This is a genomic window from Providencia sp. PROV150 (assembly GCF_028481025.1).
In the GTDB taxonomy this organism is placed as follows: Bacteria; Pseudomonadota; Gammaproteobacteria; order Enterobacterales; family Enterobacteriaceae; genus Providencia; species Providencia hangzhouensis.
In genome coordinates, this window is the sequence record NZ_JAMPPJ010000001.1 from 167,203 (window position 1) to 186,549 (window position 19,347).

Below are 19,347 nucleotides of genomic sequence, written 5' to 3' on the forward strand. Positions count from 1 at the left end.
AACAATGGGTCAATACAGATTTTTTATAAGAAAACAGCTATGATTAATATGCATAGTCAGTGATAGGGATGTTAATCTTAATAAGAACCTCTTATTTAGCATATTAAGATTAATGGTATTGAAAACATAAACGATATATCCAAAATAGCGTGAACTAGGAATAATAGCGGTTTAATATTATCACCTTAGTTAAAGCTGAATAGGAAACGGGCATAAAATGAAAAAATTAGCATTAATGTTAGGTATGGCAGGAGCAATGGTTGTGTTGTCTGCATGTTCTGATGAAAAATCAGAAATTGCTGAATACAAAGACAACTTTGTTAATACCTGTGTCGTTGCATCTGGTAATCCTCAAGGTGAAACAGCAAAAGCAGTTACCGCAATTTGTGGCTGTGCCTATGATAAAACAATTGAAAAATATGGTTTGGCTGAATTTAAACGTATGGATGCGGAATTAGAAAAATCAGGTACTGCAGAGCCTGAATTCCAAAAAACCATGATTGAATTTGTTCAGCAGTGCTCGACTAACGCACGTTAATTATTTATTACTCGCAGCTATTGATTATCAAGCAACAATAGCTGCGAATTTATTATTTTTACTTAAATAAGTGTTTGAATTGGTGTGGGGCACTGCGTAGATATTGCGGTGCAACGTCTATTTGTTCGTTCAATTCACTTGCTGCTCGCCAAGGCCAGCGTGGTTCAAATAATATACCTCTACCGATTGCCACAAAATCTGCTTGGTGAGTTGCCACAATGGCTTCTGCTTGTAAAGGTTCAGTGATAAGACCGACAGCAATGACAGGCATCATAGTATTCTCATGAATAGCTTGTGCTAAAGGGACTTGGTAATTTGGGCTCAATGGTATCTGTTGTTCAGTTGATAACCCGCCAGATGAGACGTGGATATAGTCACAACCTAAATCTTCTAATAATTCTGTTAGCTCAATTGATTCAGGTACGCTCCAACCCGATTCAAGCCAATCTGTTGCGGAGATCCGTACACCAATTGCAACATTAGGGCTAATGGCTTCTCTCATCTCATGGAAAATATTAATCAGTAAGCGAGTACGATTTTTAAAGCATCCACCATATTCATCTTGTCGTAAGTTTGAAACTGGCGATAGGAATTCATGCAGTATATATCCATGAGCAGCATGGATCTCAATAACGTCAAAACCTGCTTTTTCTGCCCGAATTGCTGCCTCAATAAATTGCTGTTTGAGCTGCGAAATTTCTTCAATAGTTAATGCATGTGGAATTGTATTATTACCAAAAGCCAGTGCTGATGGTGCTACAGTCTGCCAGCCATTAGGTTGTGTGGACTGAATACTATTACCTCCTAACCAAGGTAAATCTGTTGATGCTTTCCTACCAGCGTGAGCGATTTGTACTCCTAAGCGTGCATCTGAATATTGCCGGATATCGCTGAGCATTTGTTGCATTGCTGCCATTTGCTCTTCATTCCATAAGCCTAGGTCTTTGTAGGTAATACGACCTTCAGGAACAACAGCACTGGCTTCTACAATAACTAAAGAGGCACCTGATAAAGCAAGGTTCATGTAGTGGGCTTTATGCCATGCTGTTGGCATACCATTTTCTGCAGAATATTGGCACATTGGGGGAACAATAATACGATTTTTCAGCGAAACTTGGCCTATTGATGCGGGTGAAAAAAGGTGGCTCATTGGAACTTTCCTTATTAGCAAACTTAAATTATTTTAATATTATATCCAGTTAGCCAAAATTTTTTTGTGAGATGGTGTGGTATTAAGGGGGAAAATTTGTTTTACAGCGAATTATTGAAGGAAAATCAAGTAAATTTTTACAGATTTGATCAATACCATAAAAAGTATATTTCCCTAGCAATATGATGCAAAAAGAGGGAAAAAATATAAAAAAATGAGATAAAAAATAAAATATAATAATAACTATTATTTTTTGATTGTTATAATTCTGTAACTTATAAATAAAATTAATAATCACCAATATAAAATGGCGTTAATGCCTGCTTATGGTTTTAATGGTTCTAATAGTGAATAAAACTATTTTTTTATTTTAAATGATAATTTAAATAAGCGTTAATGCATTGTTTGTGAGGCAAAAATATAAAATATTCCTTGCGGTTATATTAAATGGTTTATATAAGAAACAAGCTTATTAAGCTGATACTAGCTAATCCTAAGCTTTGTGTTCACCTGAAAAATATAATTCTAAGAAGGAAATTGATGTGCTGACAATTATTGGTATTTTAATCATTATATCGATAGTAACATTATTGATGATGGGAAAAGTTAGCCCAATTATCGCAATGTCTTGTATCCCCTTTATTGGTGCTTTATTTGCCGGTTATTCTGTTGCTGAAATTTCAGTATTCTTTGAAAGCGGCATTAATAAAGTCTCAAAAGTCGCAGCTATGTTTTTATTTGCGATTTTATTCTTTAGCTTAATGAAAGATCTGCATATTTTTGACCCGTTGATCCGTTTAATGGTTAAAATGACTCGTGGGAATATTATTGTTGTTTGTATTATGACAACGTTAATTGCGGGTATTGTCCATCTCGATGGGTCAGGCGCTGCGACATTCTTAATTATTATTCCTGCATTGTTACCTTTATACCGTCAACTTGGTATGAGCCCCTATTTAATGTTGCTACTGATGTGCGCCAGTATGGGTGTCATGAATATGGTACCTTGGGGCGGGCCATTAGGCCGAGCTTCAGCTGTAACCGGAATTGATGCTTCGACCCTTTGGCAACATTTGATCCCAGTACAACTAATTGGTATGGGTGGCGCAGTGGTATTTGCTATTCTGATGGGGTTACGTGAGAAACGACGTATTGCAGCGGCAAGTTTGAAAGGAACTACGCCATATGAAATGGATTCTTTGTTACCTGTCAGTGACGACACTGCAGATATAACAGAAACGGTTCAAAAACCTAAAAAACCACTCATCAATGGTGGGTTAATTGTTGCTTCCGTTGTGTGTTTAGCATTTGGTTTATTATCTGCACCTTATGTTTTTATGATTGCACTTTCCATTGCCTTGATGGTGAATTTCCCTAATCCTAGAGACCAAATGAAAATTTTGGCCGCCCATGCACCACAAGCGTTGGGAATGGTTGCTATTATATTAGCGGCGGGAGCATTTTTGGGTATTTTATCGGAAGGTGGCATGCTTGAGTCAATCGCAACAGACTTAACGGCTATCTTACCAACCGAATGGGTTTCTAAAGTCCATATTTTTGTTGGTATTTTAGGTGTGCCGATGGATATTTTTACCAGTACCGATGCTTACTATTTTGCCTTACTACCAATAATTCAACAAATTGCCGCCACAGCTGGTGTTGATCCATCTTCTGTTGTTTACGCCATGGCGATAGGTAACAACGCAGGGACCTTCGTGAGTCCTTTTTCTCCAGCGGCATGGCTAGCTATGGGGTTGGCTGGAATTGATATGGGCCGCCACTTACGTTATTCGTTTGGCTGGATTTGGTTGTTTAGTTTCTTTTTATTAGCTGCTGGGGCGTTAATCGGCTTGTATTAATTTGCTCGTCGGCTTTAATGCCACAGCGTTGTTGGCTTCAAAAGTAAACCCTAGTCACATACTTGTGTATGCTCCTAGGGATTTACTTTTTTGCCGCCTAGCTGTGACATGAAATCCTTAGAGCAAATGGTCTATTCAGAAGGGAAAATTATTGTCATCCTACACGCCATAGCGTTGTTGGCTTCAAAAGTAAACCCTAGTCACATACTTGTGTATGCGCCTAGGGATTTACTTTTTTGCCGCCTAGCTGGGACATGAAATCTTTAGAACAAATGGTTTTTATTTTGCGTGCTGGATTATTTCCTTTTATCAATTATTGGGTTTATCAGATAGTTACTATGTCGTAAAGCAAAGGGCTATGACATGATTTATTGGTTAATGATATCAATAAGGTTTGTTATGCGTAGGCCGCTTTCTTCTTATCATCCTATTCTCTATTGGCTGCGTGTCACCCAAAAACGTTTAGCTCGACGATTGCATTGGGCATTTTCCGCCAAATATTATGCGAAATTAAAATCCAATGAACGTCTTGAGTATCGCTACAACAAACACACATCTAAGCTGATCCGTAAATTAGGTGAGTCAGACCTACGTTTACAATACAACAAAGTGACAAACTTACGTATTGCTGCAGAAGCGATGAATGGAGTCATCATCTACCCAGGGGAATACTTCTCATTTTGTCGGCTCGTTGGAAAACCAACTGCGCGCAGAGGTTTTCTTGAAGGTATGGAACTTTCGTTTGGTGAGGCTCGTTCAGGGATTGGCGGGGGAATTTGTCAACTGAGTAATTTAATTCATTGGATGGTATTGCATTCTCCATTACAAGTGGTTGAGCGTGCTAATCATAGTTTTGATCCATTTCCAGATGAAGGGCGGGTATTGCCTTTTGGTTCTGGGGCGGCAATTTTTTATAATTATATCGATTTGTTTTTTTATAATCCGACACAAAGTGCTTTTCAGTTGGTATTTAATATTGCAGAACATCAACTCGAAGGGGAGTTATTGAGCTGCACTCCTCGTGAACACAAATACCATATTTATGAGAAAAACCATAAATTTACCCGAGAGAATGAAGTTATATACCGTCATAATGAAATTTGGCAAAAAGTAACAACCAAAGGACAAGAACCTATCACTCTGCAGGATAATTGTTTGTATCGTAATAAAGTGGTAGTGAAATATTCCCTAGATGAAAATTGTATAACAGTTGAATAGTTGCGTTAGTAATGAGATTAGGAATAAATTGATAGCCTTTTTCTTGACAATTAGACTAAAATTCAACTGTTTTCCTTCAATTTCGCTAATTTTAACTATTAGCCAAGCAAAAATGAGGCCGTTACTCGGAATAGATATGTAATACCTACTCTTGATTTCTCAACAATTAAAGACGCAAATCTAACAAAAGATTTGTGGTTATTTCTATTTCTTTAGAGAAAGCATGATGAATATGCAATCAAGAAAGTATGGTAGAACGTATCACTATCCGTTCTCCCCTGGTACGACTAGTGATGATCGCATCAATAGCGATTGGTGGTCGCACATCCAAAATATAAACAAACTGATTCACACAGAAAAACTGGATGGTGAAAATAATTGCTTAAACCGCCATGGAGTTTTTGCACGCTCTCATGGTGCCCCAACCCAATCGGCATGGAGCCAGCAAATTCGCCAACGTTGGCAGCTGATTAAAGATGATTTAGGGGATATCGAACTCTTCGGCGAAAACCTTTATGCAATACATTCCATTGAATATCAACATATTGAAGATTATTTCTATGTGTTTGCTGTTAGGCAAGGGGAGTATTGGCTTAGTTGGGAAGAGGTGCAATTTTATGCGGCTTTATTTGATTTTCCAACTGTCCCACAATTAGATTTATCACTCAGTAAACAGATGGATAAGCAAGAGTATGCAAGTTCATTAATTACTGCGGCATCATTAGATAGTCAATTTATTGCGCGTGATACACATACAGGGAAAGCCTGTAGCATGGAAGGGATTGTGAGCCGTGATAGCCAAGGATTTCATGTGGATGATTTTATGGCGCATGTTTTTAAATATGTGCGTAAAAACCATGTCAAAACAGATATCCACTGGAAACGGCATTGGCAGAGAGCCAAGTTGGCCTTTGAATTACAAGGAGAACAACCATGAGTTGGCAATTAACCCAATGTCGTGATTGGGCGCAGCTTGAAAAACAGTTCGATTTTGTGCGTGATATGCAATATGTGCCGCAAGACCGTTTGCACCATGCGGAAGGTAATGTGGCCATTCACACTCAAATGGTGTTAGCGGCTTTGGAAGATTTACCTGAATATCAACAGCTTCCAGAACTTAAACAACAAATCGTTTGGGCGGCAGCGTTGCTACATGATGTTGAAAAACGCAGTACGACAAAAGAAGATGAAGAGGGGCGGATTCATTCGCCTGGACATGCTAAAAAAGGTGAATTATCTGTACGAAATATATTATTTCGACAAATAGAAACACCTTTTGCTATTCGTGAACAGATTGCGGCTTTAGTTCGATTTCATGGTCTACCGCTTTGGTTAATGGAAAAGCCAGATCCTGAACGTACATTATTTGCGGCATCATTGCGCGTTGAAATGCCTTTATTGTGCATGTTAGCGAAAGCTGATGCGATAGGGCGTACATGTGAAGATAAAGCGGAATTATTAGTTAGAATCGAGCTATTTGAATTATTTTGTCGTGAGCAGGGCTGTTGGGACAAACCTAAATCATTCGCTTCACCAGCTGGGCGCTTCCATTATTTTCATCATCAAAAAGGCACTACGGATTACCAACCTTTTGAAGAGATAGGGAGCGAAGTGATTATGCTATGTGGTTTGCCGGGGATGGGAAAAGACCATTTTAGCAAACAGTTTTACCCACAAACGGCAGTCGTGTGTTTAGATGATATTCGCCGAGAACATAAAATCAACCCAGCAGATAAAAATGCACAAGGGTGGGTGGCTCAGCAAGCTAAAGAGCAAGCAAAACGATTGTTACGCACTAAAACACATTTTATTTGGAATGCAACATCATTAAGTGCCTCTTTACGGGGAACCATGATCAGCTTATTTGAACGTTATCAAGCCAAAATCCATTTAGTTTACTTGGAAGTGCCATTTAAACAGTGGCGGCAACAAAATCAACAACGTAAGTATGCAGTGCCGGAGCAAGTTATGGAAAAAATGGCAGGGAAGTTGGAGTTGCCAACGCCAGATGAGGCACATCAAGTTTCCTATTATATTGATGGTAATTTTGAACCGTTATTTGCAGAAAAATAAAATTAATCACCTGCCTCTAGATAAGAGGCAGGCCAAGATATTAGTTTTAAGGAACGTAGACATCGCCTTCAAAGAGTTTTCTTGCAGTTCGAATAATTGAAGCTTGAAGCTCTTCCGGTGAGTTGCCTTGTTGGTTTAACGACACATCAAATTTGCCACTTAAATGCTCAATAGCAATGTTTTTCATATCAACAGAGTGAACATATTGCTGGGTAATACTATTAGGAACAATAGTACTTGTGGCAATGGCAATAGCACCAGTCACGGCAAGAGCGCCATGGCATTTATGCGGCATAAAATAGCGGACATTAATGGTTCCACCGTGAATGGCGGGTGAAATCAATATGGGTTTAGGAATAACTTTTTTGCTCACATCACCAAGTCCCATCGCTGCCCCGGCTTTTATACGAATAGTTTCCAGCTTTTGCATAAATTCGGTATCGGATTCAAGTTGCTCCGCAGTTTCATAACCAGTTTTATTGAGCTGAGGAGCATCAATTAATACCACAGGCATTGCCATATCAATACAACTGACATCAATGCCTTCAATGGTATCAATAGCATGACCAGTAGGAAGCAATTTTCCTGTTTTTGTTCCACACGCATTTAAAAATGTCAGGGCAACAGGCGCGGCATGGCCGGGTACACTAGCAATTTCGGTATCACCATCATAATCCACATGACCATCAGGTGTTTGCACCGTAGAGTTGACGAAAGTGTTCGTATTGACATTACGGATCCTGACAGTGGTTGTTTTACCAGTAATAGGAACTAACCCCTTTTCAATCGCAAAAGAACCCACGGCACAAAGAATATTTCCGCAATTTGGTGCGGTATCAACAATACGTTCAGTAATAGAAACCTGAGCGAATAAATAATCAATATCAGCATCAGGATGAGTTGAAGAGCTAATAATAGCGACTTTGCTGGTTTGTGGGCTACCCCCACCAATACCATCAATTTGCAAAGCATGACCAGAACCCATAATAGCAAGGATCAGTTCATCCCGTTGTTGAGTGTCTTTAGGGAGAGAGTCCGCTAAAAGGAATACGCCTTTCGAGGTGCCGCCACGCATTAGTGTACAAGGAATTTTTTTCATCTGTTTACCCGTCATATTTCACGCTGTAGCTGTGTTGGCTGCACTCAGCCCCCCAAGTCACATACTGATGTATGCTCCTCGGGATGCCTTCGTTTTGCCGCCTTGCTACAACGCGAACTATTTAGGGTAAACTGACTTAATATTATTAGGTAACCCTATGAATTCGATTAGGTTAAACCCGTCAAGTATTATTACGGTAAACTTAACTCATATTATTAGGGTAAACTTAAGTCTGAATTAAGGTTGCTCCAATAAAGTTCACGTTATAGCGCCAAGACTGCAAATAACTCTGGAACAGCGAGAAATTAATAATTTTGTTGTTAAATAGGGCACAATCATGATTGTGCCCGTCGTGTCGGTTTATTAACGAAGAATTAAATTAATCCAGTACTAATTAAAATTTCCCACCAACCTAAACCGATAGTCATGTGAACGAATAAACTAATGAAGGCAACTAACCCGCCGATGATCCACCAAGAACGGATATCGTTATAACCTGCACCGAATACGATAGGTGCTGCTGCACCGCCATAGTGCGTTACGCTTCCGCCATAAGCATTCGAGAACAGCAAGCCCAGAGCGAGCAACATCGGAGGAGCCCCTGCAACCATACCTACAGTGGCAAATACCGGCACCATGGCTGCAACGTAGGCACCACCAGAGGCGAATAAATAGCGAATGGCAACACTGATGAACATGATGACAAAGAACGCCAGCATCGCTTGGTCACCGAAAGAAAGGTATTGGCTCATGGTATCTGCGAGCCACTTGAAGAAGCCTGCTTTTGTGAGTACGCCTGACATACTGATAATACCACCGTACCAAATCAGGGTATTCCAGCCGCCTTTATTCTTCAGTACGTCATCCCAAGTTACAACACCGAGGATCAGGGTTAATGCCATGACCGCAATCGCGACGCTAGACGCGCTAACACCGATAAGGTCAGAGAAAATCCAGCCACACAGCGCGATAACAAAGACAATCCCCAGCAATTTTTCACGCATAGTCATTGGGCCTAAATCTTCAAGACCTTTAGCTGCGATCTCTTTGTTATTCACCTTTTTCAACTCAGGCGGATACAGTTTGTAGATCATTAACGGCGTCAAAATCAGCATGATTAAACCCGGTACAGAGGCGGCAAGTGCCCATCCGCCCCAACTTAAATGGATGCCCATAATGTCACTCATCATGGCAAGGGCGAGTGCATTCGGCGCCATTGCTGTCAAGAACATATAGCTGGTGGTTTTGGTCACCATATACACGTTGACGAGGAGGTAGTGACCTGCTTTACGTGGGCTTTTTTCTGGATCAGACCCTAAAGCAACGGCCACACTATTGATGATTGGAAAAACAATTCCCCCAGCACGTGCTGTATTCGATGGCGTCGCAGGAGCGATAATTAAATCAAGGATTGCGGTTACATAACCGAGGCCTAATGTTGTACCGCCTAATTTACCAATCAAAATATAAGAAAGACGTTTACCTAAACCGGTAATAACAAAGGCAGCACTCAGAGTAAATGCAGCAAATACAAGCCATGTCGTACCGGATGCATATCCGCTTAAAACTTCGCTTGCTTTGACATCTTTAGTACCCGTTACCCCAATAATTACCGCACTTGCAGCAATCGTGGCTAATAAAATAACAGGCTCTGAATATGGTTTAAGTACCAGCCCAACAATAGCGGCAAGATAAAGACCGAATAGCAACCACGCAATATGTGGTAGACCCGCTGGTGTTGGTATTAAAGCAATAATAATTGGAATGGCTATTAACACGAATAGCTTCCATATTTTTTCTTTTTGCATAAGCCAATTTCCTTGATTAAATCAATATTAAATTTATTTAATATTAAATTGAATGAACTTTAATATTAGGAATTTGTTAAAATGACGATATTTTAAATATGGCTGTATCTTGAGTGAATAAAATGATTTTAATTCTTCATTAGTAATTCACCCTAAGGTATATAATTTAGTTAAATAGTTAATTGGTTTTTATTTGGTTAAATTTTTTTATTCTTTAAATTATTCCTATTTTATTAGTATTAAAAAATTACTTAATGTTAAATAAAAGAATGATTGGGTAATCGTGCAAAGAACCAAGTCAGAATTAATAAGTCTGCACTTCCCCCTGGGCTCACATTTAGCTGAATACATTCATTATCAAAATGTTTAACTTTAACTAAGTCATCACAGGTATTGATACCAGCAATTAATAACTGTTCCGCGCGTTGTTTTACCCATGCTAAGCCGTTGACACCCCCACGGTTGACAATATTCGTATCGTCATTCAGGCTCATTAATAGAATCAAGGTATCAAGTAGGGCAATATCGGCTAGTTTGCCTTTAGCAAGTTGCTGTAAATAATAAGGAAGTGAATGTTTGATTACTAACGAGTAACCGCCTTCGGCTTCACCTCTTGCACCCGTTAGCCCATGGCTCTGGTATAAACGCTGGCCTGCGGTGGGTTTTTCGGTTTTTTGTTTAAGTTCATTGGTAATTCCCTTACACATACTAGCAACCAATAAGCTGACATTTTCCGGTGAGACACATTGTTGTTGTGCAATCAAACGACCTATTGCGGTTAAGACTAAACCTAAGGAAAAAATACTGCCTTTATGGGTATTAACGCCTTTTGTTGCACGGAACATCGACCTTTCGCAATCCATTCCAATAGGGCGAATGTAAGGTAATAGTTGCGCTATAGGGCAATTTTTATATTGAGCGCCTGCCTGTAAAAATCGTGGAAAATGTGTCGCGATGGCATTGGCACTTAAATGAAAGTCAGTCAATGCCATATCTTTATGGGCACCGGTATTGTGTTTATCAACTAACCCGGGCTTAGGGGTTAAATTCACTTCGGCCAACATCGCTTGCCATGCTAATTGGCTGTAATAGCGAGTTAATTTTTCATTGATATGGCTGAGTTGTTTAATAGGTTGCATTTGCTAACTCCTCGATACGATCAAGTATCTCAACCAATGAATGTGTCCGTTGACGAGCACAAATTTTTGCTTCATTTTCACAAATTAAGCATCGTCTTGGTGGCAAATTTAATTGAGATCGCGAATATTGCTGTCCATTCGCATCAAACACATCAAAGTCCCATAACCGACCAACAGCAGACGATCCTTCTAGGTGAATTAACGCTTTTTTTATCTCGATAGCATCACCATCAACGGCGACCAAGCATTCCGGCCCCGTTTTGAATGCCCAAGATTGTTGTGATAAAAACACCCACTGCCCGCATGAAGCAATTTGTTCAAGCGCATTTAAGCCCTGATTAAACACATGTCTAACAAGAGAATTGTCTTTGACAGCTCCAGGAAAAACGACAGTAAATGAAATCAAGGTTACCTGATGGAGACCAATCCACGCTTGTTGGCGAGCCTGACGGGCATCACGGCTATCCAACAGTTCAGGTAAAGAAATTTCAAATTGCTCTTGAGTATCAGGCAGTGGGTAAAACATATTTACTCCTTCACTTGATGAACAACATCAATGATTGAACCATCACGATAACGGACAACCGCAACAGCTTTATCTGTAAATTCAATTGGGTTAGGAGTACCGGTTAATAATTGTGCTCGCTCTCTTAACCAGCTCATTGAAACGGTTTTAATACCTTGGCTTTCAAGTTGCTGTTTTAATTCAGGGCGTGCAGGGTTAACCGTAATACCATGGTCAGTGACAAGAATATCGACACTGGAACCTGGTGTAACACAAGTGAGAACTTCATCCACTAACGTTGGAATACGTCCTCGGACAAGCGGAGCAACAATAATTGACAGTTTTGAGGCTACAGCAGTATCACTATGACCTCCAGATGCACCACGAATAACACCGTCAGACCCTGTTAACACATTGACATTAAAGCGTGTATCGATTTCTAACGCACTGAGTACGACGACATCAAGCATATCAACGGAAGCACCTTTCGAATCAAAACAGGCATATTGGTTAGCACTGATTTCAATATGATTCGGGTTGCGAGCAAGTGATTCAGCTGCCGCTTTATCAAAGCTTTGAACATCTAATAATTTGCGAATTAACCCTTTTTCATGTAAATCAACGATAGTTGAGGTAATACCGCCAAGTGCGAAACCAGCTTGAATGTTATGGCGTCTCATTTTATCTTCAAGGAAGCGAGTAACGGCCAAAGAGGCGCCACCAGTACCGGTTTGTAATGAGAAACCATCTTTGAAATAACCGGATTTTTCGATAACATCCGCTGCGGTACGCGCAATCAGAAGTTCACGAGGGTTCGATGTCATACGAGTTGCATCTGCCCCGATTTTATCCGCATCACCCACGCGTTTAACTTTGACGATATAATCGACTTCATCTTGTTTAATACTGGATGGGTTATGGGGGTAATCGCGTATCTCTTCCGTTAACATTACCACTTTTTTCGCAGTTTCAGCGTCAATTTTGGCATAACCTAAAGAGCCACAGCAGGCCGTTCCGGTATATCCGTTTGCATTACCGTATTCATCACATGATGGCACGCCAATAAATGCCACATCAATAACTAGTTCACCGCTATGAATTAGATTTGCTCTTCCACCATGTGAATGGATTTGTACGGGTTCTTCTAACTCACCACGTGAAATGGCTTCAGCGAGCGGGCCTCGGATACCAGAGGTATAAATTTTACGAATAACCCCATGACGAATATGTTCAACAAGTGGTGAATGGCAAGCACTTAATGAACTGGATGCAAGTGTTAAGTTGCGAAAGCCCATCTCTGCAATGACTTGCATCACCATATTGACCGTAAGGTCTCCACCACGAAAGGCGTGATGGAAAGAAATGGTCATACCGTCTTTAAGACCAGAACGGCGAATAGCGACTTGCAAGTCATCACACAATTTGCGATTTCTCGGCTTTTGTACCTGCTGTTGTACTTTACCAATATCTTTAAATTCACGTAGTACATCGTCAGTATATGGTTGTAAGTAGGCGGATACGCGAGCCTGGCGCTGAGTATTATTTGTCATTTTTATTGCCTCACTCTTCCCTAATTCCTGATAATGCTGCTCGTGATAATACGAGGCGAGCTCTGTCAATAACTGGGCCATCGACCATTTTTCCGTTCAATGAAACTACGCCTTTACCTTCAAGGGCTGCGGCATCAGCGGCTTCAACAACACGCTGCGCATGGTCGACTTCTTTTTGAGTTGGTGCATATAAATTATGAAGTAACTCAATTTGTCTTGGGTTAATTAATGATTTGCCATCAAAGCCGAGCTGTTTTATGTGAGCGGCTTCGCGTAGGAAACCTTCTTCATTATTAGCATCAGAATAAACGGTATCAAACGCTTGAATACCTGCTGATCGAGCGGCTTGTAAAATGGCGCACCGAGCATAGAGGAGTTCTACGCCGTCTGGAGACCGCTCGGTGCGCAAATTGCGGACATAGTCCTCGGCACCTAATGCGATGCCTATAAGTCTTGGTGATGAATGAGCAATATTCACAGCTTGAGTGATGCCCATTGGTGATTCAATAGCGGCTAGCAAACCTGTGCTGCCTTCTTCGCGGCCACAGCTTTTTTCTATACGCAAGATTTCACTTTCAATATCAATAACATCTTGTGCCGTATCCGTTTTAGGAAGGCGGACGATATCCGCACCACCGCGAACAACGGCTTCAAGGTCAGCAACACCAAAAGCGGAATCTAATGCATTGACCCGTACAATGGTTTCAATATCTTGATAAAGTGGGTGCTGCAATGCATGGTAAACCAAGCGACGAGCCGTATCTTTTTCGCGCAAAGTGACGGAGTCCTCAAGGTCGAACATTAAAGCATCTGCTTTATAAATAAAGGAGTTGCTCAACATAGCTGCATTGGAACCGGGAACAAACAGCATACTTCTGCGTGTGCGTGATTTTTGTTCTGGAGTCATTATTTATCCTCCCAAGGCAGATAGTCGATATCACAAGCGCGAGCCAATAAGGCTTCTAAGCGGGCTTTGAGTACGCATTCTAGTGCTCCTTTATCATCTACAATGATTTGTGCCCCTTGAATATCATGTTGCTGGATAACTTCTTGTACGATTTTTGCGATAGCATCCCCAAACTGTTTTTCAACACTACTGGTAATTTGTATTGAGACCTCTTGAGTGTCTTCTAGTGGCTCTATGCGAACCATGACATCACTTGATTCAAGTGTGCCAGCTACTGCTGCATGCTTTATCTTCATATTTCACCTATGGCTAATTCAGAACTTTCGGTGTGGCTTTGAGCAGATGCGACTTGATTGGCGACCATCTCTTGTAAATATTGATAGGTTGCCTCAGGCACAATCGGCTTAATCGCCGCAAGATCTTTTTTAGCGAGCAATCGTCTAACTTGTGAGGCAGAAACAGCCGTTCCATTGATGATTGTTCGCGGAAATTCAATGAGTTCTATAGGTGGAAAATTCATAGCATCGGTTTTTAACCAAAAGCGCATGTCTTGGTTATATTGGTTGGTGACTTGGCAAAAAGGTTCCGAGCCTACGAATCGATGGGTTATCCCTAAAGCAGGGGCAATATATTGACGAAAAATCTTAATATCGATTTCGGTATAACAGTTATTAGCAACTGTTTTATCTTTAATAAAGTAACAAGGAAAAGTCGCTCGAGAAATTATATATTCCGAACCTTTATGAATAGTAAGATTTTCTATTCCTTTGGTTCCTGCTTCAATTAAATTTAATCTAACTTTATAAGGAAAACGTGAGGTATCTTCTTTGACAACAAATAGATGTAGCCAATCACAGGCCTTCGCAGCTTGCTCTATTAAATAACGATGCCCAAGAGTGAAGGGGTTGGCATTCATAACGATTGAGCCAACTTTTTTTCCTTCCTTACGTTGTGCTTTTAAACTTTCGATATAACGTTTTAGATAACAGCAACTATTTTCCATCAATACCATAATATCAGGAACTGTGGCAATGGTATGAAAACCACATTGTTGGAATAAGCTTTCATTTTGAAATTTGGTATAAATAAATAAATGAGTTGTATTATTTTCGTAAGCAAGATTAACCAGTTCTGTTGCTAATTTTAATGCAAGGCCTTCACCTCGAGCATCATCGCTAATAGCAACGCATTTAATAACATTTTTTGCTAATCCTCCACACGCAATTAATTTTTCATTGCGAGAAATCGTAATGAAAACGTCAATACTTGAATCAAGTTCTAAATCGTTTTCCTTTAAAAACTGAGTTATTTCAGCAAGTTTCCTGTTCTCATGACGTTTTACTTGGTTAAACGTTATGTTTTCGAACATAATAGTATCCTGCATCTCATTTAGAGATGTTTTTAAAATGTTGCTAATGTTAAAGTTAATTAAATAAATTCTCTTAGGTTGTTTTTATAAAAACAAATATAAATTTTTATTTAATTACCCTCTCTGATATTTATATTAAAGATACTGTATTTAATATATTTGACCTATTTCATGTTTCTCAAATGAGATTGTATTTGTTTAATGGTTTTAAAGTTTTTAATTATTGAATATGTTTTTTATTGCTTGGTTTTAATGTGTTTAATTATTAATATGTGTATTATATCTTTGGCTTGAATCCGATTTATCGGTTATTCTACCATTTTTGAGTTAACAAAATTTTTACTTTTCAGCCAGTAACGAGATATAACATGAAAAAAGAATATACGTTCTCCTCATTGAAAAAAGTAAATTCAGTTTCATTTTCAGTACGAGTATTTTTTCTGTTATTAATAGTTTCTGTTTTTTTAACTCTCGGGCTGGGTAAATATTTTACGGACACAGCTGAAAATCGATTGATTGCGAACATTCAATCGTTAGCAATGAGCCAAGCAAAGCTGATTGCTTCTATTGATGGTGTTGTTCAATCCGTAAAGTATAGAGATATTCCTGGGTTGAAGGTTATCGCTGACAAACTAAACCAAGATTCTAACTACGATTATGTTGTTATTGGTGATGAAAATTCGATTCGTTTGTATCACCCAAATAGTCAAAAAATTGGTTTTCAAATGCAGTGGAACAAACCAGGAGCCTTAGAGAAAGGGGAAAGCTATTTTATCAATGGCGAAGGTTCAATGGGGAATGCTGTTAGAGCAAAAACCCCCATTTTTGATGAGCAAGGTAAAGTGATCGGTGTTGTTTCTATTGGCTATCTATCCAACAAAATAGAAACATCACTCAGTGAGTTATTCGTACAAACAGGAGCCACTTTTTTAGGGATACTGATTATATTGCTCTTCTTATCATGGGCATTTTCACGTTTAATTCAAAAACAAATGTTGGGTATGGAACCTGAGGAAATAACCCAATTAGTCTTAGTACAAAAAGGGATATTTGAAGCTGTTTTTGAAGGTGTTATCGCAGTGAATATACAAGGGCAGATTATTAATATTAACTCTAATGCCCGGAAAATGTTATCTCTAAGCAAGCCGCTAGGGCAGTTAACAGGGACTTTTGTGTCGGAGCATATCTCGCCAGCTGACTTTTTTATTACCGATATTGAAACGACTAAGCATGATGTGATTTGCGAATTTAATGGTCTAAACGTGATTGCAAACCGGGTGGCCATTCGTGATGGGGAACATCTTGTGGGGGCGGTCATTAGCTTTCGTAGCCAAAATGATATTGAATCGCTAAACTCTCAGTTGACTCAAGTTCGCCAATATATAGAAAGTTTACGTACGTTACGGCACGAGCACCTTAATTGGATGTCAACATTAAGCGGTTTATTGCAAATGAAAGAATATGACCAAGCGTTGGCGCTAATTAAAGGGGAGTCAGAATCTCAGCAACAATTAATTGATACACTCCGTGGGCAGTTTTTTGATAAGCAAGTTGCTGGTTTATTATTTGGTAAACACCACCGAGCCAAAGAACTAGGCTTACAATTAAAATTTACTGCGGGTAGTCAGTTACATGAATTACCTGATTCATTAAATAGTACTGAATTTTGTGCCATTTTGGGTAATCTACTCGATAATGCGTTTGAAGCAAGTTTGAAAAATAATCAGGGTAATAAGCAAGTTGAGTTATACCTTTCAGATGAAGGAAAGGAGATTGTCATTGAAGTCGCTGATCAGGGATGTGGTTTCCCGTCAGAAATTCAAGACAAATGGTTTGAGCGTGGTGTCACAACGAAAACAGATATAGCAGATAGCCATGGTATCGGGTTATATCTCGTTGCATCTTATGTTAAACGCTGTAATGGTGCAGTGATTATTGAAGAAAATCAACCGCATGGTACAGTATTTTCAATTTTTATTCCGAAAGTGAAGATATAAAATGATCAAGATAAAAATCCTCATAGTGGAAGATGAGTTGCTGCTTGCCGAAATGCACAGCGAATATATAAAAGCCTATCCTGCATGTGACAAAGTTTGGCTTGCAGGTAATCTTGCGGAAGCGAGAAAAATGATTGAATACATGAAGCCAGATCTTATCTTGTTAGACAACTATTTACCTGATGGAAAAGGCATTGACCTAGTTCATGAGTTAATACAAGAAAGAAATAATGCAGACATTGTATTTACGACGGCCGCAAGTGATATGGACACAGTCTCTGAAGCTATTCGTTTAGGTGTTTTTGACTATTTAGTGAAGCCAATTGCTTATGAACGTTTAGGCCAAACATTGGATAGGTATATTCAACGTAAATCTGTTGTACAGGAAAATAGCAAAACCAATCAAAGTAAAATTGACGATATGTTTAATACCTATGCGAGAGGGGAATCAAAGGAAGAACTTCCAACAGGTATTGATATCATTACACTTGAAAAAATACTCGCGTTATTTACTGAACCTGATGTGCAATATACGGCAGAAAGTATTGCTGAAACCATCAAACTTAGTCGTACTACAGCAAGACGTTATTTGGAGTATTGTTTAGCGAAAGATAAAATTGAAGCTGAAATTGAGTATGGCAAAGTTGGCCGACCGCAACGGATTTACCGTGCCAAGTTGTGAGTGTTTGAATTAATAGTATATATCGATAGAAGCTCTGCATTGGTTATAAACAATGCAGATTTTCTTTATCTTACTTATATCAGTGGCACAGCAGTAAGTTGAAAAAATAGAGTTTATTGTTGCTGGTTTTTTAAAATTAACACTTTCTTTTCAGCCCGCTCATGGCCTTTAGCGGCTGCGAGTTGATACCAGCGTAGGGCTTTTTTATCATCGGCCTCAACACCCATACCATATTGGTAGCAAGCTCCTGCTGCATATTGCGCATCGGCACTATTTTGCTGAGCGGCTTTGATAAACCAGTGACAGGCTTTTGCTTGGTCGGCTTTGATACCATCACCGCGCGCATAGATAAGCGCGATATTAAATTGAGCTGAAGCTTCACCTTGTTCAGCTGCTAGGGTTAGCCACTTTATAGCTGATTGGATATCTTTTTTGGTACCTTGTCCAGTTAAGAACAACATACCTAAGCTGTTTTGGGCGGGGGAAAAGCCCAATTCTGCGGCACGGGTAAAATATTGAAACGCGAGAGGGTAGTTTACCTTATCATACATACCTACTGCTGCTTGGTAGCCTAATAAATACAGAGCTTGTGGATGGTTTTCTTCAGCAAGAGCAAGATATATTTTTTGGGCTTTTTGAGGGTCTTTTGTGATAGCTTTTCCCTCTTCATACCAATAGGCGAGGGTGAGCATCGCAGGTTGAAAATGTTGTTCAGCCGCTTTTTTTAGCCACCGTTCAGCTTTTTCTGGGTTTTTCTCTAATAAATCATTGATGCCATATAAGGTATATTCGGCCATATTCATCTGGCCAATAGGGTCACCACTTTCGGCTGCTATTTTCATCCAATGCAGCATTTGTTTTTCATCTAGCTCTACCCTAGTTCCTTGCTGGTACATCAGGCCAAGGTTAATTTGTGCTTTTGTAAAACCTTGATTGGCAGAAAGAAGGTACCAGTGTAAAGCTTGGTCAAACTGTTGATGAGACTGATAAAACATTCCTAAGTTAAATTGAGCTTCGGCTTGGCCTTGTTCCGCAAGTGCAATTAGTGTTTTTTCATTTATTAGTGGCGTTGTTTCTTCTGCAAAAGCAGGGGGGCAAAATACGTTAATAAAGATAAAACACAATAAAAATATTTTTTTCACATGACATCCTTTGGACTAAGCTCTTAATGGCTAAGTTATCTTGTTAGATAAGTTCCTGCAATGATATGAAAAACATTTTATATTAATTCTAATAAATCAAATGGTTAATTGTTGCTATTAGCACATTAGGCAAAGAATAGATAAAAATTTTAAAAAAAAGATGAACTTTTTTCCTTCTTAGCCAGTCTTATTAGTATCTATATACTGTTTGCTTGCGTAAACATTCATATATTTACCCTCATCATTCATTTCTTTACACGAAGTAATGTAATAATGCACCTACGTAGTGATAGTTTGAATTTAGCAAAAGA

Annotated in this window: 17 protein-coding genes; 7 read left to right on the forward strand and 10 right to left on the reverse strand. The window is 39.4% G+C overall.

Translation table 11 applies throughout. The annotated features are described in order from the left end of the window. Positions 1 to 217 precede the first annotated feature (217 nt). Positions 218 to 538 carry a hypothetical protein gene (locus tag PSE83_RS00815; RefSeq protein WP_272660592.1) on the forward strand — a complete coding sequence of 107 codons (321 nt, stop codon included), beginning with the start codon at positions 218 to 220 and terminating at the stop codon, positions 536 to 538. A 58-nt stretch (positions 539 to 596) separates the two neighbouring features. On the opposite strand, the gene PSE83_RS00820 is transcribed toward PSE83_RS00815, so the two are convergent. Continuing rightward, the gene (locus PSE83_RS00820; protein ID WP_262960452.1) at positions 597 to 1,688 is read right to left on the reverse strand and encodes an NADH:flavin oxidoreductase/NADH oxidase; all 1,092 of its coding nucleotides are present in this window, start codon (positions 1,686 to 1,688) and stop codon (positions 597 to 599) included. A gap of 542 nt (positions 1,689 to 2,230) precedes the next feature. Between PSE83_RS00820 and PSE83_RS00825 the strand changes: the two genes are divergently transcribed. The 4 genes from PSE83_RS00825 to PSE83_RS00840 all read left to right on the forward strand — a co-directional run bounded on the left by PSE83_RS00825 (position 2,231) and on the right by PSE83_RS00840 (position 6,838). After that, positions 2,231 to 3,547, forward strand: a complete 1,317-nt coding sequence (locus tag PSE83_RS00825; RefSeq protein ID WP_272660593.1) for a CitMHS family transporter — start codon at positions 2,231 to 2,233, stop codon at positions 3,545 to 3,547. A gap of 363 nt (positions 3,548 to 3,910) precedes the next feature. Continuing rightward, entirely contained in the window at positions 3,911 to 4,765 is an 855-nt protein-coding gene (locus PSE83_RS00830) for a VanW family protein (protein ID WP_272660594.1), read from the forward strand. A gap of 226 nt (positions 4,766 to 4,991) precedes the next feature. Continuing rightward, positions 4,992 to 5,702: an RNA ligase family protein gene (locus PSE83_RS00835; RefSeq protein ID WP_036958146.1), complete on the forward strand. Its 711-nt coding sequence runs from the start codon at positions 4,992 to 4,994 to the stop codon at positions 5,700 to 5,702. Beyond that, positions 5,699 to 6,838, forward strand: coding sequence for an AAA family ATPase (locus PSE83_RS00840; RefSeq protein ID WP_004255475.1), 1,140 nt, complete (start codon positions 5,699 to 5,701; stop codon positions 6,836 to 6,838). Before PSE83_RS00835 ends, PSE83_RS00840 begins: the two co-directional genes overlap by 4 nt. 46 nt (positions 6,839 to 6,884) lie before the next feature. Here the strand turns inward: PSE83_RS00840 and PSE83_RS00845 are convergent, their stop codons facing one another. The 8 genes from PSE83_RS00845 to citC form a co-directional block, all read right to left on the reverse strand. Then, positions 6,885 to 7,937, reverse strand: coding sequence for a 4-oxalomesaconate tautomerase (locus PSE83_RS00845; RefSeq protein WP_036957831.1), 1,053 nt, complete (start codon positions 7,935 to 7,937; stop codon positions 6,885 to 6,887). Positions 7,938 to 8,311: 374 nt separating this feature from the next. Then, the gene (locus PSE83_RS00850) at positions 8,312 to 9,745 is read right to left on the reverse strand and encodes an anion permease (RefSeq protein WP_094961208.1); all 1,434 of its coding nucleotides are present in this window, start codon (positions 9,743 to 9,745) and stop codon (positions 8,312 to 8,314) included. Between the two features lie 257 nt (positions 9,746 to 10,002). Further along, positions 10,003 to 10,884 carry a triphosphoribosyl-dephospho-CoA synthase CitG gene (gene citG / locus PSE83_RS00855; RefSeq protein ID WP_110591570.1) on the reverse strand — a complete coding sequence of 294 codons (882 nt, stop codon included), beginning with the start codon at positions 10,882 to 10,884 and terminating at the stop codon, positions 10,003 to 10,005. Next, entirely contained in the window at positions 10,871 to 11,410 is a 540-nt protein-coding gene (gene citX / locus PSE83_RS00860) for a citrate lyase holo-[acyl-carrier protein] synthase (RefSeq protein WP_004255463.1), read from the reverse strand. Before citX ends, citG begins: the two co-directional genes overlap by 14 nt. A gap of 2 nt (positions 11,411 to 11,412) precedes the next feature. Next, positions 11,413 to 12,939 carry a citrate lyase subunit alpha gene (gene citF / locus PSE83_RS00865; RefSeq protein WP_004255461.1) on the reverse strand — a complete coding sequence of 509 codons (1,527 nt, stop codon included), beginning with the start codon at positions 12,937 to 12,939 and terminating at the stop codon, positions 11,413 to 11,415. Between the two features lie 10 nt (positions 12,940 to 12,949). After that, on the reverse strand, positions 12,950 to 13,846 hold the full coding sequence (gene citE / locus PSE83_RS00870) for a citrate (pro-3S)-lyase subunit beta (RefSeq protein WP_004255459.1): 897 nt from the start codon (positions 13,844 to 13,846) through the stop codon (positions 12,950 to 12,952). Beyond that, positions 13,846 to 14,142, reverse strand: a complete 297-nt coding sequence (citD, locus tag PSE83_RS00875; RefSeq protein WP_004255457.1) for a citrate lyase acyl carrier protein — start codon at positions 14,140 to 14,142, stop codon at positions 13,846 to 13,848. Before citD ends, citE begins: the two co-directional genes overlap by 1 nt. Continuing rightward, positions 14,139 to 15,215: a [citrate (pro-3S)-lyase] ligase gene (citC, locus tag PSE83_RS00880; RefSeq protein WP_036957829.1), complete on the reverse strand. Its 1,077-nt coding sequence runs from the start codon at positions 15,213 to 15,215 to the stop codon at positions 14,139 to 14,141. Before citC ends, citD begins: the two co-directional genes overlap by 4 nt. A gap of 368 nt (positions 15,216 to 15,583) precedes the next feature. Between citC and dpiB the strand changes: the two genes are divergently transcribed. Beyond that, a complete protein-coding gene (dpiB, locus tag PSE83_RS00885) occupies positions 15,584 to 17,212 on the forward strand; it encodes a sensor histidine kinase DpiB (protein WP_094961213.1) in 1,629 nt (542 codons plus the stop codon). A 1-nt stretch (position 17,213) separates the two neighbouring features. After that, positions 17,214 to 17,894: a two-component response regulator DpiA gene (gene dpiA, locus PSE83_RS00890; RefSeq protein ID WP_004263346.1), complete on the forward strand. Its 681-nt coding sequence runs from the start codon at positions 17,214 to 17,216 to the stop codon at positions 17,892 to 17,894. 113 nt (positions 17,895 to 18,007) lie between these two features. Here the strand turns inward: dpiA and PSE83_RS00895 are convergent, their stop codons facing one another. Further along, positions 18,008 to 19,036, reverse strand: a complete 1,029-nt coding sequence (locus tag PSE83_RS00895) for a tetratricopeptide repeat protein (RefSeq protein WP_272660595.1) — start codon at positions 19,034 to 19,036, stop codon at positions 18,008 to 18,010. Positions 19,037 to 19,347: the final 311 nt, after the last annotated feature.

Excerpts from the sequence above, each read along its gene's own strand:
- PSE83_RS00815 (WP_272660592.1), top strand. The coding sequence starts at position 218 with ATGAAAAAATTAGCATTAATGTTAGGTATGGCAGGAGCAATGGTTGTG.
- PSE83_RS00820 (WP_262960452.1), bottom strand. The coding sequence starts at position 1,688 with ATGAGCCACCTTTTTTCACCCGCATCAATAGGCCAAGTTTCGCTGAAA.
- PSE83_RS00830 (WP_272660594.1), top strand. The coding sequence starts at position 3,911 with ATGATTTATTGGTTAATGATATCAATAAGGTTTGTTATGCGTAGGCCG.
- PSE83_RS00835 (WP_036958146.1), top strand. The coding sequence starts at position 4,992 with ATGAATATGCAATCAAGAAAGTATGGTAGAACGTATCACTATCCGTTC.
- PSE83_RS00840 (WP_004255475.1), top strand. The coding sequence starts at position 5,699 with ATGAGTTGGCAATTAACCCAATGTCGTGATTGGGCGCAGCTTGAAAAA.
- PSE83_RS00845 (WP_036957831.1), bottom strand. The coding sequence starts at position 7,937 with ATGAAAAAAATTCCTTGTACACTAATGCGTGGCGGCACCTCGAAAGGC.
- PSE83_RS00850 (WP_094961208.1), bottom strand. The coding sequence starts at position 9,745 with ATGCAAAAAGAAAAAATATGGAAGCTATTCGTGTTAATAGCCATTCCA.
- citG (WP_110591570.1), bottom strand. The coding sequence starts at position 10,884 with ATGCAACCTATTAAACAACTCAGCCATATCAATGAAAAATTAACTCGC.
- citX (WP_004255463.1), bottom strand. The coding sequence starts at position 11,410 with ATGTTTTACCCACTGCCTGATACTCAAGAGCAATTTGAAATTTCTTTA.
- citF (WP_004255461.1), bottom strand. The coding sequence starts at position 12,939 with ATGACAAATAATACTCAGCGCCAGGCTCGCGTATCCGCCTACTTACAA.
- citE (WP_004255459.1), bottom strand. The coding sequence starts at position 13,846 with ATGACTCCAGAACAAAAATCACGCACACGCAGAAGTATGCTGTTTGTT.
- citD (WP_004255457.1), bottom strand. The coding sequence starts at position 14,142 with ATGAAGATAAAGCATGCAGCAGTAGCTGGCACACTTGAATCAAGTGAT.
- citC (WP_036957829.1), bottom strand. The coding sequence starts at position 15,215 with ATGTTCGAAAACATAACGTTTAACCAAGTAAAACGTCATGAGAACAGG.
- dpiB (WP_094961213.1), top strand. The coding sequence starts at position 15,584 with ATGAAAAAAGAATATACGTTCTCCTCATTGAAAAAAGTAAATTCAGTT.
- dpiA (WP_004263346.1), top strand. The coding sequence starts at position 17,214 with ATGATCAAGATAAAAATCCTCATAGTGGAAGATGAGTTGCTGCTTGCC.